This is a genomic window from Camelimonas sp. ID_303_24 (assembly GCF_053543495.1).
In genome coordinates, this window is the sequence record NZ_JBLLJM010000010.1 from 1 (window position 1) to 13080 (window position 13080).

Genomic DNA, 13080 nt, shown 5'->3' on the forward strand with positions numbered 1-13080 from the left:
GTCCGAGCAGCCCGAGCAGCGCGAGCAGTCCGAGCAGCGCGAGCAGTCCGAGCAGCGCGAGCAGCCCGAGCAGCCCGAGCAGCGCGAGCAGCCCGAGCAGTCCGAGCAGTCCGAGCAGTTGGTGCAATCGCGGCAATTGCTGAGGGTCGCGAGCGAGGCGCGGGCGGCCTCCTCGCTGCCCCACCATGAAATGCTGGCGCGGTTTCCGGCGTCGTCAGTCACCCAGCCGTTTTGGAGGGTTGGCTCGCTCATGCCGCGTCCCTCCGCTTGCCAGCGGTGGCGGCGTCGATGGCGGCGGCGGCGTGCAGGTTGATCTGGCAGTCAGTCCAGCCGCGCCGCCGGAAGTCGTCAGCGCTGATCGTGGCGTCGGCGCCGGCGCGGTTGATCTCCGCCCTCACCTCCCCGGCCATGCGCTTGCGGATCGCCCTGGCGTCCGTCATGCGCTGGCGCGGCTGCGGCCAGATGTGGCCGTCGTGGGTGGCGACCCTGTTTTCGTTGCGCGGGGGGAGCGGCGCGGTAAAGTCGATGGGGCCATTGCCATGGGGGGCAACATGACCACACTCGAATCCGCCGCTTACGCCATCCGACAGCCGCGCAGCATACGGCTTGTCATCAACGCCGGCCGCCTGATGCAGGTTGACCTGAGCGAGGACGAGGCGCAGCGCCTCGTCGCGACCCTGAGCCAGGCACTGGATGACCTCAACCGGCCCGATCTGCCCGACAATGAGGGCAAGGCGGGTTGAGCGCAGCCGCTGGCCGAGCGTGCGGTAGACCACGGGGCGGTCGCCGCCAAGGTGGTCGAGCAGGGATTGGTGGTGAGCCTTGCAGGCTGGCGCGCTATCAGCAGTCTGCGCGCGAAGCGGAAGATACATGTGCGGTCGCCTTCCAGATGTGATCTGGAGCGACCGTAGTTCGGTTTTTATATCGCGTCAATAAAAATGCGATTAATATATCCCATAACCCCGATGCCGGTGCGCGACCGTAGCGAGCTGCCACGATGTGGGAGCGGGGCCCAGGGCTATCGTTCGCCCCTGCTGATCTCCCCCATAATCTGCTTGGCAATTGCATTGGCCTGCGCGGAGCTTGTGACGTAGCGATGCCCGCAATACAGCCGCTGATTGGAGGCGTCGCTGCTATCCATGCTTGCGTGGCGGGATAGGGTAATGACCTGCCGCCATGCGCATCCGCCGTCAGGATCAAAGCGCACAGCTTTGTCGCAAGTCGTTGACATACAAAACGAAACATTGCGCTGGGCTTGGTAGTCACCCTTCATCGCCTTGGCGTGCCAATCTGCAATCTGTTGCCTTGTGGCCTCGCACATCGCTGCATCATTAGCCGATGTGCAGGCTTCACTTCCGGCCTGTGGAGCGCCGGCAGCGTCCGCCCCGGCGTCACTTCCGGCCATCGAGAGCGCCAGGACGCCGAGAAAACCAAAAAGGATGACCACAGCCATCAGATTGCGGCTTACCATGACGCTCCTCCCTGGTGTCCGGGGGCTCTACGACCTGCCTAGATGGCCCGGCTTATAGCTGACGATAAGACCAGAGCACGCGCGCTATGACGGCAACCGTTTCGTCTGGATCCCGCGTGTTGGCCCCAAGAATTATGGGGGTTTGCCACCGGTCATCGTCAGAGTCCGGCCAGAGCTCGATATGCCAATCCCTGCGGCGCAGCCGCTTGGCCGTCGTTTCCACCTGCCCGCCTTGTGCGCGGCGGCGCTCGACAATGCATAGCGCCCCATCAGCAAGGCCGGCGGCAGGCGCGTCGAATCGCAGACAGCGCAGATAGTCGCCCTCACGCGCCACGCGGTTGATCGACGTGCCCCGGACGATCAAATCAAACTGGTCATCCGGGTCGTAGCGCGAATCATACGGGACGGAGGATGTCTCATAGCGCGGCGTATCCACCGCATCACCCACATCCAGCCACTGGCCGGCGGCGACCTCCCCCATCACCGGGACGTTATAGGACGATGGTGTAACCGGGGGCGCTTCATCACCGAAGGCCAGCCAGGCAGGGCTGACTTCAAGCGCAGCGGCAATGTCGCGCACGCTATCAACTCTCGGGAATTGGTCCGGCTTACGTCTAAGGTTGCGAATAAGCCCCGCTGAGCCCCCGGCCTTGAGGCCTGCGGCCCGCTCGGACATACCAAGATCGCGCAGCCGCGTCTCAATGCGCGCCAAAATGTCTTCATTTGTCATCGACTTATCCATGCGCGATAGATTAATCGTATCCAGCGCGAAGGGTTAGCGATCAAAAAACCCCTTGACGATGCGATATTTTAATCCCATCGTCTGAGCATGACTCTCAAAGAGACCCTTCTTGGCCTGATCGAGGCCTATTGCGCGGCGCGCGAGATCAGTCTCGGGCGGGCGTCCACTCTTATTTTCGGCGACGGCACCAAGGTGGCCAAAATGCTGGCCGGGTCGGATATCACGACCGTGCGCCTTGAGGCGGCGGTGCAGTGGCTTTCCGACAACTGGCCCGCCGATCAGCCTTGGCCGCGTGGTTTTGCGCGCCCCGCGCGCTCCCCCGCCGGAGTAGCCGCATGACGTCGTCTGATCGTCTCCAGCCTTTGCACTGCATCGCGCAGGGCCAACATCGTCGGATGGGGACCCGCGTCGGCCACGCCCTTGTGCGCGCCGGCATCGTTTGGGGCGACGGCGTCGCCCTGGCGGCGCTGTGGCTTGGGCGCCCGTCCATCTGGATGGTGTCCGTTGGCGTGTGGCTTGTCCGTCATTCCCGTGCTCCCCCGTAGTTGTTCCGCGCTGATCTGATGCGCTGACCCTGCCCGCAAAACCCGAGTTTCGTAACGAAAATCCAAAGGGGGATTTTTCGTGAGCGCTGATGCTTTGCCTGATGGCCTCTTTTCTTTGATCAAAGCTGCGGTGCGCGCCCAGTTCCTCGCCATGACCGCGCCGGGCTCAACGCCGGCGCAGCGGGTGGCGCAAATCACGGGCGCATCTGCCGGCACGATCAGCCGCTGGCAGGGCGACGCCTATGGCGAGCTGCCGCCGCTCGAGGTGATTTTCCAGCTCGAATACCTCTCCCAAAAACCCATTGTTTCGCGGGCGCTGGCGCAGCTTAGCAGTCACCGGCTCACGCCCATCGCCGACGATGAGGCGGAGCGCGATTGCTTTGTCTCCGACCTGGTGGAGCTGACGGGCACCTCCTCCGGCGTCACCGCCGAGATGTCCGCAGCCCTGGCCGATGGCGTGGTGACGCCGGCCGAGGCCAAGCGGGTGCTGGCGCGGATGGCCCCGCACCAGGACGCGCTGACCCGCGTGACCCGAAAACTCTCCACCGTAGCCAACGATTGAGGACGCGCCCCATGCCTGTGACCGATGTGATGATTGATGAGTTGCCCGAGCAGGAGCGCCTGTATGTCAGCGCCGCCGTGCAACGGATGATAGACTCCAGCGAGGCGCACCTCGCCGATCTGCGCGCCCATTGCGACCGGGAGTATCCCGACGTCGCCGAGGATCCGCGCGACCTGCTGCCGTTCAACTGGCGCGGGCGCCTGCACGGCGTCGCCGCGGCCAATGTCGCGCACTTCCGGCGGTGACGGGGTGATGTCCCGGACCCGCCGCCGCAGGCCGGTGATCGTGGTGCGCCGCAACATGGCGCGCCTGCACCGGGCCGCGCGCCGCCTCCAGGAGGTTGGCTGGCCGCAGCACGCGATTGCCCGCGCGCTGCACCTGAGCCGCGCCACTGTCTCCCGCGCCCTGCGCGGCAACGACATCTGGGGCGGGGATTTTTCGGAATTGATCCGTAGGGCGATGCGGGAGACGGCGTGATGGGTGAAAACACTCTAATCTCGTGGGCAGACCACACCTGGAACCCTTGGGTCGGCTGCACAAAGGTCTCGCCCGCATGCGACGGCTGCTATGCCGAAGCGCTGATGGACAAACGCATGGGTCGCGTCAAATGGGGCCGCCCCGGCGCCGGCGTCGGCGACCGCATCCGCACCGGAGCGCACACTTGGAATGATCCGCTGCGCTGGCAGCGCTGGGCGGAGGCCGAAGGGACACGGCCATTCGTGTTCTGCGCCTCGCTCGCCGACATCTTTGACAGCAAGGTCGATCCGCAATGGCGCGCCGATGCGTTCGCGGTGATGCGGGCGACGCCGAAGCTGGTTTACCTGCTGCTCACAAAGCGGCCGCAGAACATCGCTTGGCTGGCACATGAGGCCGGTGGCCTGCCGCCGAACGCGGCGATCGGCGCTACCGTCGAGGATCAGCCACGCGCAGACAATGGGGTTTTCAACCTCAGCTGCGCGGCAGAGGAACTGGAAGAAGCTGGCACGCCGCCACTGTTCATCTTTCTGTCGTGCGAACCGCTGCTGGGGCCGATCAACTTCGGCTCCAACCTGATCGGGATCGATTGGGTGATCACCGGCGGCGAGACAGATCAGGGCGGCCACGCCGCGCGCCCGTCAAGTCTCGATTGGTTCCGCTCGATCCGCGACCAATGCGCCGCTGACGGCGTGGCCTATCACCACAAGCAAAATGGTGAGTGGCTGGATGGCGTCCGCGTCGGCAAACGCCATTCGGGTCGGCAGATCGACGGCGTCATGCATGACGCGCGTCCCTCGGTTGCGGAGCCTGCGTAATGGCCCGCATCGCCCAATCCGAAATCGATCGCATCCGGTCCGATAAACGCATTGCTGACATTGCCGGCGTGCCGCTGCGCGCCAGCCGCATGGGGCGTGGGCTGACTGGCCCCTGCCCGTTTTGCGGCGGCAGCGACCGGGGCCAGCGCTTTGAGATCCGGCTGGACACCAACACCTTTGTTTGCGCCGTCTGCCAGGCCGGCGGCGACGTCATCCGCTTTGTCGAGCTGCGCGACGGCTGCGATTTTCGCGCCGCCGTTGAGCGGCTGGGCGGCGGGGCCGAGGCTGTTGACCCCGAACTGGAGCGCCAGCGGGCAGCCGAGCGCAGGGCGCGGGAGGCGGAGCGCGCCCAGACGGCGGCGCGGCGGGCCGAGACTGAGCGGCGGCGGCTGTACGACATCTGGCAGCGGGCCGGGCCGCCATCAACGCCATCCATCGCGGGCTATCTGGCGCGACGCGGCATCTGGCAGTTGATGAGCAACCGCCTGCGCGCTGTTGAGGACATGCCCTATTACCACGGGCGCGAGGCCCGGCCCGGGCGTCCGGACAAAGACCGCGCGCGCGTTATCCATCGCGGCCCGGCCATGCTGGCGCCGATCGTCGGGCCGGATGGAGCGTTTTCCGGCCTGCACATCACCTGGATTGATCTGGCGCAGCCCAAGGGCAAAGCGGTGATCCTCGACCCGGACACCGGCGAGGCCCTGCCGGCCAAAAAGGTGCGCGGCGTCAAGGTTGGCGGGCGCATTGAGCTGATCCGCTGCGCCTCCCCGGTTGCCCTGGTGATTGGCGAGGGCATCGAGACGGTGCTGTCCGTGTGGACCGCAATGGCTGCCATTGGACGCGATCTGGATGGCACTGCCTTTTGGTCATCTGTCGACCTCGGCAATCTGGGCGGGCATGCAGCCGGCCTCGCGCTGCACCCAACCGCCAGACGGCCTGACGGAAGCCCCCTACGCATCCCCGGCCCCATGCCGGACATGGACGCCCGCGCCATCCCTGTGCCGGACAGCGTTGAGCGCGTGCTGCTGCTCGGCGACGGCGACAGCGACCGCTTTCTAACTGAGACGACGCTGCAGCGCGCCGCCCGCCGCTATGCGCGGCCGGGGCGCGATATTCGCCGCGCATTTGCGCCGGATGGCAAGGATTTCAACAACTTATTGATGGAGTCGGCGGCGTGATTGATCTGCAGCCATTTGCCTATGACGTGGTGATGATTGACCCACCATGGCCGTGGGAGACGTACTCCACCGCCGGGCAGGCCAAATCCCCCGAAGCTCAATACGACACCATGTCGTTTGACGATATCGAGGCGCTGCGCGCTGGCGATCTCCTCGCGCCGGGCGGCGTGATGATGATGTGGTGCACCTGGCCGCTGTTCGACCGTCAGGCCGCCGTGATGCGCGCCTGGGGCGTCAAGCCAGTGACCGGCGGCGCATGGGCCAAGCGCACCGCCAGCGGCAAGCTGCGCTGGGGGCCAGGCTATGTGCTGCGTAGCGTCTGCGAGCCGTTTTTGATCGGCACGCTCAAGGATTCCGGCGCGCGCGGACCCGGCGTCTCCAACCTCATCGAGACCATAGACGAAGCGCTGGTCGACGGCGTGGCGCGGGAGCACTCGCGCAAGCCGGACGAGGCCTATGCGCTGATCGAGGCCGTCGCGCCCGGCCTGCGCCGCGCCGACATTTTCGCCCGCCAGAGCCGGCCCGGGTGGGACGGCTGGGGCAATGAGATCAGCAAGTTTGACGCCGCCGAGGCGGTGGGGGGCTGACAATGCCACGTATTGCAAAACCAAAGCCGTGCCCATTTTGCCGGTCAGAGGCGACGTTTGTCGAGTGTTTGGACTACGGCAGCTTCGCCATGATCTGCAACGATTGTGGCGCGCGCGGGCCTCAGGCGGATGGTGATGGATGCGACCCGGAGGCTGAGTCCCATCGCGGCGAGCGCGGGGCTATCCGCGCCTGGAACAAGCGCAAGCGTGGTGACGGAGCCCCGGCATGAGCGACGACGCCATGAAAGGCATTGTCGATCTGGTCGACAATGCCGAGCCTTACGACGCCACCGACATGGACGGCGGCGGACCTCCGCAGCCACCCGATGACGGCGGTGACGGGGATGGCGGACCCTCGCCGTTTGGCAAGCCAGACCCGGCCGTGGTGCAGGCCTGCGCCCGCCTCGACCAAAACGACACCGACAACGGCCGGCGGCTGCTTAACCATTTTGGCGACAGGTGGCTGAGCGTGCGCGAGATCGGCGCCCATATCTGGCGCGGCACCCACTGGGACCCAGACGGCGGCGATGAGACGCTGCAGCGCATGGCGCAGGAGACGGCGCGCCGGATCAAGCTGGAGTGTGGCCATATCGTCATGTCGCCAGCAGACGCCCGCATGGTCGCTGAGGCCGCCAGGATCCGCGCAGATGACAGCGCCGAGCAGACGGCGGAGACCAAGGCCCTGCTGGGCCGCGCCGAGGCCGCCGAAAAGCGCAACGGCAAGCGCCGCGGCGACCGGCACAGCTTTGCCGTCTCCAGCGGCAACCGCAACCGCACCATGTCCATGATCTCCCAGGCGCTGCCGCACCGCTCCTGCGCGCCGGCGGATCTGGATGCCGACCACATGCTGTTCAACGTGGGCAACGGGACGCTGCGATTCCGCAAGTGGGTTGAGGAGGATCTGGAGTGTCCGGACCCGGATGCGCGGCGCATGATCGCGCACGCCAGCGTCGAGCTGCTGCCCCATAACCCGGAGCACCTGATCGCCAAGATATCGCCCTGCACCTATGACCCGAAGGCCGTGGCGCACCTGTTTTTGGCGTGGCTGGAGCGGTTTCAGCCGGATGCGGAGGTGCGGCGGTTTATTCAGACGGCCGTTGGCCGGGCGTTGCTCGGCGGGGCGACGACGCAGGTGCTGATCTTTTTGTACGGAGACGGGGCCAACGGCAAATCAGTGTTTATGGAGATCATTTCGGAAGTTTTGGGCACCTATGGCGGCCGGCTAAAGCCGGAATCCATCGCTGGCGCGCTTGAGGGGCGCGGAGACCAGGCTACGCCCGACTTTGCTCGCCTCGCCGGCAAGAGGTTTGTCGCCATCTCAGAGCTGCCGCGCAATTCGCCGCTGCGCGAGGGATTGGTAAAAACCATGACTGGTGGCGAGCCGATGCCGGTCCGCAACCTGCACAAGGGGTTTTTCGACCTTTTGCCGGAGTTTATCCCCTTCATGTCCGGCAACGACTTGCCGGATGTTGGCGGTCTGGATCACGGCATCTGGCGGCGGCTCAAATTTGTGCTCTGGCCGGTCAAGGTGCCGGCGAATGAGCAGCGACCGCTCAAAGAGGTGGTTGGCGAGATGATGGCGGAGGCCCCTGGCATCCTCAATTGGGCCATTGAGGGGGCGCTGCGCTTTCTGCGGGAGGGCTTGCACGAGCCGCCCGCCGTGTCCTCGCTGACAGAGGCGCACCGGGAGGATCTTGACCCGGTGGGCGCCTTTGTCACCACGTGCGTGCGCGAGTGCATCACCACGGATGTGCAGGCCCGCGATATGTACGAGGCGTTCAAGCTGTTCTGCGAGGCCAACGCCATAAGACCTTGGACGGAAAAGACTTTTAGCCTCGCCCTGAAGAAAAAGGGGTTCAGGCGGGAGGATAAACGCGTCCGGAAATGGCTTGGCATCGAGCTTGTAGACGTGCCCAGGCCCCGCAGCCCCTATGGCTCGCTGGACCCGTGACGGACGCTCACGCCCGGATTTGGCGCGCGATGGTTGCGAGGGTCGCGCGATAGACAAACCAACACCCTCGCACTGGTTTTTGCGCGTGTTTTCAAATGGTTGCTGGCGTTGCGCGAGGGTTGCGAGGGTTGCGCGCGCCTATACATAAGCAACCGGGGCTACGGGGTGTGATTATCAATCGTTTTTATACGCACTATAGACCTTAACCCTCGCAACCCTCGCAAATACAAAACAAACTACTGATATCAAACACAAAATTGAGCGCGAGGGTTGTTGGGCGTCTATCGCATAACCCTCGCAACCATCGCACAGGGGCAAATGGCATGGCCAAGACCACAATCGATATCGAGGCGTTGCTCCACTGGGCCTATGGCGTGCAACGGGTTGATCGCTGGGCGGCGCAGGCTGATCGCGATCTGGCAGGGCCGTCTCTGTCCTCCAGCGACATGGCCGGCGTCGCGGCGCTGGGCGTCCGGGTGCAGTCCAGCGGGCGCTGGCTGACCAGCATGGGGGCCAAGATCGCCGACGACGCGGTGACCGTGCATGACGCTGTGCTGGCGCTGGACGACATGTTTTGCGAGACGCAGCGCGACGGAGCGGTGCGGATCTGGCTGCGGGATGAGATCGCCGCCGCCGGCATGGACGTGCGCAATACCGCCCACGGCCCGGCCCTTGTGCGTGTCTCCACCCTCTCCGGTCGCGTGGATTGGTCGGATGCGCGCCCGGTCAGCAAGGCGGTGACGTCGGTGCTGGTGATCCAGCATGCGCGGATCTCGGAGCGGCCGGAGTGCTATGCGGAGGCGCGGCGTCCAGCTTCGCGGCCTGGCCCCTCTGGCGGTGTCGATGCCCATGGTCGCAAGCGCGCGGTGCGTTCCGGCCCGTCGTGGGAGAGCGTGATTGCAGCGCGCGCCGAGTACCATGTCTGGCACTGCGCCCTGTCCGCACTGGCCGCCAAGCTGGCTGATCGCCTCGCGTTTTATGCGCCGCTACCGCCCTCCGCACCTGCGTCGCCGTGGATTCGTGATCGCCGCCCGGGCCAAAACAGCCCTTCCCGCACAAAAGTCAGCGGAGAAATTTCACATATATAACAACAGCTTACAACGCGCTTGACACGCTCACCCCATTGACGCATATTCCCCCACAGACGAATACGTCCAAATCACCCCGCCGGAACGATCCGGGCGGGGTTTTTTGTTGGCCGGGAGGCAACGATGTGACCGGAGCCAATTTGATGCTGGCAGCCATCCTGCTCGCTGGCGTTGTCATGAGCGTTGCCGGCATGCTGACCGTCGCCAGCAGGTATGACCAAACCATGGTGTTGCGGTGATCGAGATCAAGGTCGACGCCGCCGACTACCTGCGGCTGGGCAACATGATCGCCGCCGCCCGCAGCAAGGCCCCCGATGCCCTGCGGCGGGCGGTCAACCACACGGGCGAGCGGGCCAAAACCCAGATGACGCGGTCTCTGACCGCCCAGACTGGCCTCAAGCGGCAGGTCATCGTGCGCGCCCTCAAGGCCAACAAGGCCTATTCCGGCGGCCCAACGGGCGGCGGTAGCGGCTCCTACGTGATCGCCGTCAAGGGCGGCAACGTCTCGCTCAAATTCTTTTCCGCCCGTGAGACCCGGCGCGGCGTATCGGCCGCCCCGTGGAACAGTCGCCGGGTTTTTCCCAGCGTGTTCCTCAAGGGCGGACGCTTTCCGGGACGTAAAGCGCTGTCGCTTGGCGGCCACGCCTACAAGCGCGCCGCCGGCGGTCGCCTTCCGATTGCCCGGGAGAAGTCGGGGCTGTTCATCCCAGAGGAGATGGTCGCCGGAGCAACGCGCAATGCGTTCTTCGACACGGTGCGCGCCCGCCTCCCCGACCGCCTCGCCCATGAGCTTGCCCGCCTGTTCGGCGGGTGATCCGCCCTCCTGTGAAACATTCCGCTGCCTGATGTTTCACATGAGGGTCGCGGGTCCCTCCTGGCCCCCAGGGGGTCCGGTCGGGCAGGAAGCGCCCGGGATTTCGTCAGTTAACCACCTCAAAAATCAGGGCTAACGGTGCTAACGATCGACCAAACAGGGGCTAACACACCACGAACGGTGATGATGACCCTAGCCGATCTCGCGCGCCGCGATGGGGTGTCCAAGCCCACCGTATCCGCCAAGGTCAAGCGGCTCTGCCAGCAGCATGGTCTTGAAGTTGAGCGTGATCATCTGGGCCGGGTGAGCGCCATCAACGTGGCGCACTACGACAGCCTGCTTGAACGGACCTCAGACCCATCAAAGGCGCAGGGGCCGCAGCGGGCAGCGCCCATCTCACTGCTGCCGCCGGGGGAAGACTCATACGATGAGGCCCTGCGGAAAAAGACGGTCTACGAGGGCGAGCGCAAGCGCATCGATCTGGAGCGCCAGAAAGGCAATCTGGTCGAGGTCGCTCGCGTCGCCGATGCGGCGGTGACGTGCGCAACCACGATCACGCGCACGATCGACCGGTTGCCCAACGCCGCCGACGATATCGCCGCCGCAGTCGCCCGTGACGGCGCCCACGGCGTGCGGGTGCTGCTCAAGACCATAGCCGCCAAGATGCGCGCTGACGTTGCCGACGCGCTCGCCGGCCTGTCCGGCGGTGCGAACCCCGACAACTCAGATCCGGACGAACCTGAATGAGTGGATATGCGGATGCGCTGGCGCTGATCGCCGAGACGATCGCCGGCGCCGTCCGACCGCAGCCGCCTGTGCCTGTCAGCCAGTGGCTGGCAAGCAACCTTGTCCTGGTCGACGGACCCAATGCCGGAGAGTTGTGGAGCCCGGGCGGCGCCCCGTATCTGGCGGAAATCGCCGACCGGCTGTCAGACGATCACCCGTGCAATCTGGTGACCATCCGCAAAAGCCAGCAGACAGGCGCGTCAATCCTCGCCCTGGGCTGGTGCCTGTATGTCGCCGACCGCGAGCCGGCCAACATGCTCTACGCCGTGCCGGGCCTCGATGCCCTGCGCGATCTCAACGGCCAAAAGCTGGGTCCGCTGATCGACGCCTGGCACAATCATCTCGCCCGCCAACGCCCCCGGCGCGGGCCGGTGATCCAGCCGCAGACGTCACGCTCTGGCGTCGGCAGCACGACGTTTGAAAAAAAATATGTCGGCGGATACATGGCGCTGGCCAACGCCAACGCCGCCATGGACCTGTCGTCCAAGACGGTTAAAAAGGGCGTCAAGGATGAGATGTCCAAATGGCAGGACATCCCCGGTTTTGGCGACCCGGAGACACTGTTCTTCGGGCGCTTCACGGCCTTCCGCCGGACGCGCGACTACAAGATCCTCGAGATCTCGACGCCCGAGGAAGACAGCGGCGACGAACTGGGCGATGGTCCCAACCATTGCCGCATCGACCGCTCATTCCGGAGGTCGGATCAGCGTTACTGGCACCTGGCCTGCCCAGAGTGCGGATGCGAGCAGACATGGACGCACAAGCCGACGATTTCGACGCGCGACCTCGCCAGCGGCGATGCCGCCGTTGGCAAAGGCGGGGTATTTTTGGTCGATCTGGATCACCCGCACAAATCGGTGCTGGTGTGCGCAGGCTGCGGCCATCTGATCAGCGAGCCGGAGCGGGTCGCCATGGTGCGGGCCGGACGCTGGATCCCGACGGCGACAGAGCCTGACCGCCATCCCGGCTATCACCTCGACGCCTACATCTCGCTGATGATGAGCCTGGAGGCGATGGGCGAGGACTGGCGCAAGATGCAGCGCGCCGGGACCGAGAAGGCCGAGAAAGACTACAGCAACCTGGTGCTCGGCCTGCCGTATCGCTATCGCGGCGACGCCCCGGACCACATGCGTTTGATGGAGCGCCGCGAGGACTACCCGCGCAGCAAGGTGCCAGCCAGAGCGCTGATGGTCACCGTGTTTTGCGACGTGCAGCACTCCGGCATCTATTTCGAGGTAGTCGCCTGGGCGCCGGATCGCGCATCGTGGACCATCGACGTCGGCTTTTTGACTGGCGATACCACGGACCATCGCCGCGGCGCATGGGCGTCTCTGGCCGAGGTGTACGAGCGCACCTATGAGACGTGCTGGGGCCAGCGCATGCCGGCTGACGCCTTTGGCGTCGACGCCGGCGACGCATCAGGTGGCCGGGCCAATCAGGTTTACGCCTGGTGCGCGGCCCGCATCAACGCCTACGCCATGAAGGGACAGGACGGCTGGGCGACGCCGGCCATCTCGTCGCAGGCCAAGCCGGTTGATATCGATCTTGACGGGCGCCTGCAAAAGAATGGCGCACAGCTCTGGCGCACCGGCACATGGCCGCTAAAGCGCGAGTTTTACGACAATCTGCGCAAGGGGATGATGGGTGACAACGGCCTGGTGGATTATCCACCTGGCTTCTGTCACTTCGGCCTCTGGCTCGATGAGGTGTATTTCAAGCAAATCACCTCTGAATACCTTCAGGACACTGTCGTTCGTGGCAAGGTAACTGGCCGAAAATGGGCCAAGCGCGGCGAAAACCACTACCTTGACTGCCGCATCGGCAACATGGCGCTGGCGGAGCATCTCGGCCTCACCGCCATGTCGGAAGATGACTGGCGCACCCTCGCCCGCGCCCGTCAGGCGCCTGACGACATACTCACGCCGGATCTGTTTGCTCCGGAGCCCATCAAGGCGCGGGCAGCTGCGCCGCCACCACAATCGCCAGAGCCGCCGCCCCCGCCGCCGGATGACCCGGGTGACGGCGGCTGGATCGCGCCGCGCAGCAACTGGTTTGACCGCTGAG

General features: G+C 65.3%; 16 protein-coding genes. 13 read left to right on the plus strand and 3 right to left on the minus strand.

Annotated elements, in window-relative coordinates:
* Nucleotides 1–248 precede the first annotated feature (248 nt).
* The 3 genes from ACERNI_RS10660 to ACERNI_RS10670 form a co-directional block, all read right to left on the minus strand.
* Nucleotides 249–872, minus strand: coding sequence for a hypothetical protein (locus tag ACERNI_RS10660; RefSeq protein ID WP_448833274.1), 624 nt, complete (start codon nt 870–872; stop codon nt 249–251).
* A 146-nt stretch (nt 873–1018) separates the two neighbouring features.
* Entirely contained in the window at nt 1019–1471 is a 453-nt protein-coding gene (locus ACERNI_RS10665) for a hypothetical protein (RefSeq protein ID WP_448833275.1), read from the minus strand.
* 52 nt (nt 1472–1523) lie between these two features.
* On the minus strand, nt 1524–2201 hold the full coding sequence (locus ACERNI_RS10670) for a LexA family protein (protein WP_448833276.1): 678 nt from the start codon (nt 2199–2201) through the stop codon (nt 1524–1526).
* Nucleotides 2202–2300: 99 nt separating this feature from the next.
* On the opposite strand from ACERNI_RS10670, the gene ACERNI_RS10675 reads away from it, so the two are divergent.
* The 13 genes from ACERNI_RS10675 to ACERNI_RS10735 all read left to right on the plus strand — a co-directional run bounded on the left by ACERNI_RS10675 (nt 2301) and on the right by ACERNI_RS10735 (nt 13079).
* Nucleotides 2301–2552 (plus strand): hypothetical protein, encoded by a 252-nt coding sequence (locus ACERNI_RS10675; RefSeq protein ID WP_448833277.1) that lies wholly within the window; start codon nt 2301–2303, stop codon nt 2550–2552.
* 321 nt (nt 2553–2873) lie between these two features.
* On the plus strand, nt 2874–3320 hold the full coding sequence (locus ACERNI_RS10680; protein ID WP_448833278.1) for a hypothetical protein: 447 nt from the start codon (nt 2874–2876) through the stop codon (nt 3318–3320).
* Nucleotides 3321–3331: 11 nt separating this feature from the next.
* A complete protein-coding gene (locus tag ACERNI_RS10685) occupies nt 3332–3565 on the plus strand; it encodes a hypothetical protein (protein WP_448833279.1) in 234 nt (77 codons plus the stop codon).
* Nucleotides 3566–3572: 7 nt separating this feature from the next.
* Nucleotides 3573–3797 carry a helix-turn-helix domain-containing protein gene (locus ACERNI_RS10690; RefSeq protein ID WP_448833280.1) on the plus strand — a complete coding sequence of 75 codons (225 nt, stop codon included), beginning with the start codon at nt 3573–3575 and terminating at the stop codon, nt 3795–3797.
* A complete protein-coding gene (locus tag ACERNI_RS10695; protein WP_448833281.1) occupies nt 3797–4612 on the plus strand; it encodes a DUF5131 family protein in 816 nt (271 codons plus the stop codon). Before ACERNI_RS10690 ends, ACERNI_RS10695 begins: the two co-directional genes overlap by 1 nt.
* Nucleotides 4612–5790 (plus strand): DUF7146 domain-containing protein, encoded by a 1179-nt coding sequence (locus ACERNI_RS10700; protein ID WP_448833282.1) that lies wholly within the window; start codon nt 4612–4614, stop codon nt 5788–5790. Before ACERNI_RS10695 ends, ACERNI_RS10700 begins: the two co-directional genes overlap by 1 nt.
* The gene (locus ACERNI_RS10705) at nt 5787–6377 is read left to right on the plus strand and encodes an MT-A70 family methyltransferase (RefSeq protein ID WP_448833283.1); all 591 of its coding nucleotides are present in this window, start codon (nt 5787–5789) and stop codon (nt 6375–6377) included. The genes ACERNI_RS10700 and ACERNI_RS10705 overlap by 4 nt, the downstream gene beginning before the upstream one ends.
* Nucleotides 6378–6379: 2 nt before the next feature.
* A complete protein-coding gene (locus ACERNI_RS10710; RefSeq protein ID WP_448833284.1) occupies nt 6380–6607 on the plus strand; it encodes a Lar family restriction alleviation protein in 228 nt (75 codons plus the stop codon).
* Nucleotides 6604–8328 (plus strand): DNA primase family protein, encoded by a 1725-nt coding sequence (locus ACERNI_RS10715; RefSeq protein ID WP_448833285.1) that lies wholly within the window; start codon nt 6604–6606, stop codon nt 8326–8328. Before ACERNI_RS10710 ends, ACERNI_RS10715 begins: the two co-directional genes overlap by 4 nt.
* A 323-nt stretch (nt 8329–8651) precedes the next feature.
* Nucleotides 8652–9416 (plus strand): hypothetical protein, encoded by a 765-nt coding sequence (locus tag ACERNI_RS10720; protein ID WP_448833286.1) that lies wholly within the window; start codon nt 8652–8654, stop codon nt 9414–9416.
* 235 nt (nt 9417–9651) lie between these two features.
* Nucleotides 9652–10230, plus strand: coding sequence for a hypothetical protein (locus ACERNI_RS10725; protein WP_448833287.1), 579 nt, complete (start codon nt 9652–9654; stop codon nt 10228–10230).
* Between the two features lie 183 nt (nt 10231–10413).
* Nucleotides 10414–10977, plus strand: a complete 564-nt coding sequence (locus ACERNI_RS10730; RefSeq protein ID WP_448833288.1) for an ArsR family transcriptional regulator — start codon at nt 10414–10416, stop codon at nt 10975–10977.
* Nucleotides 10974–13079 carry a terminase gpA endonuclease subunit gene (locus ACERNI_RS10735; protein ID WP_448833289.1) on the plus strand — a complete coding sequence of 702 codons (2106 nt, stop codon included), beginning with the start codon at nt 10974–10976 and terminating at the stop codon, nt 13077–13079. The genes ACERNI_RS10730 and ACERNI_RS10735 overlap by 4 nt, the downstream gene beginning before the upstream one ends.
* Nucleotide 13080 lies beyond the last annotated feature (1 nt).

Excerpts from the sequence above, each read along its gene's own strand:
- ACERNI_RS10670 (WP_448833276.1), bottom strand. The coding sequence starts at position 2,201 with ATGACAAATGAAGACATTTTGGCGCGCATTGAGACGCGGCTGCGCGAT.
- ACERNI_RS10700 (WP_448833282.1), top strand. The coding sequence starts at position 4,612 with ATGGCCCGCATCGCCCAATCCGAAATCGATCGCATCCGGTCCGATAAA.
- ACERNI_RS10660 (WP_448833274.1), bottom strand. The coding sequence starts at position 872 with ATGTATCTTCCGCTTCGCGCGCAGACTGCTGATAGCGCGCCAGCCTGC.
- ACERNI_RS10715 (WP_448833285.1), top strand. The coding sequence starts at position 6,604 with ATGAGCGACGACGCCATGAAAGGCATTGTCGATCTGGTCGACAATGCC.
- ACERNI_RS10675 (WP_448833277.1), top strand. The coding sequence starts at position 2,301 with ATGACTCTCAAAGAGACCCTTCTTGGCCTGATCGAGGCCTATTGCGCG.
- ACERNI_RS10685 (WP_448833279.1), top strand. The coding sequence starts at position 3,332 with ATGCCTGTGACCGATGTGATGATTGATGAGTTGCCCGAGCAGGAGCGC.
- ACERNI_RS10665 (WP_448833275.1), bottom strand. The coding sequence starts at position 1,471 with ATGGTAAGCCGCAATCTGATGGCTGTGGTCATCCTTTTTGGTTTTCTC.
- ACERNI_RS10730 (WP_448833288.1), top strand. The coding sequence starts at position 10,414 with ATGATGACCCTAGCCGATCTCGCGCGCCGCGATGGGGTGTCCAAGCCC.
- ACERNI_RS10695 (WP_448833281.1), top strand. The coding sequence starts at position 3,797 with ATGGGTGAAAACACTCTAATCTCGTGGGCAGACCACACCTGGAACCCT.
- ACERNI_RS10690 (WP_448833280.1), top strand. The coding sequence starts at position 3,573 with ATGTCCCGGACCCGCCGCCGCAGGCCGGTGATCGTGGTGCGCCGCAAC.
- ACERNI_RS10735 (WP_448833289.1), top strand. The coding sequence starts at position 10,974 with ATGAGTGGATATGCGGATGCGCTGGCGCTGATCGCCGAGACGATCGCC.
- ACERNI_RS10710 (WP_448833284.1), top strand. The coding sequence starts at position 6,380 with ATGCCACGTATTGCAAAACCAAAGCCGTGCCCATTTTGCCGGTCAGAG.
- ACERNI_RS10720 (WP_448833286.1), top strand. The coding sequence starts at position 8,652 with ATGGCCAAGACCACAATCGATATCGAGGCGTTGCTCCACTGGGCCTAT.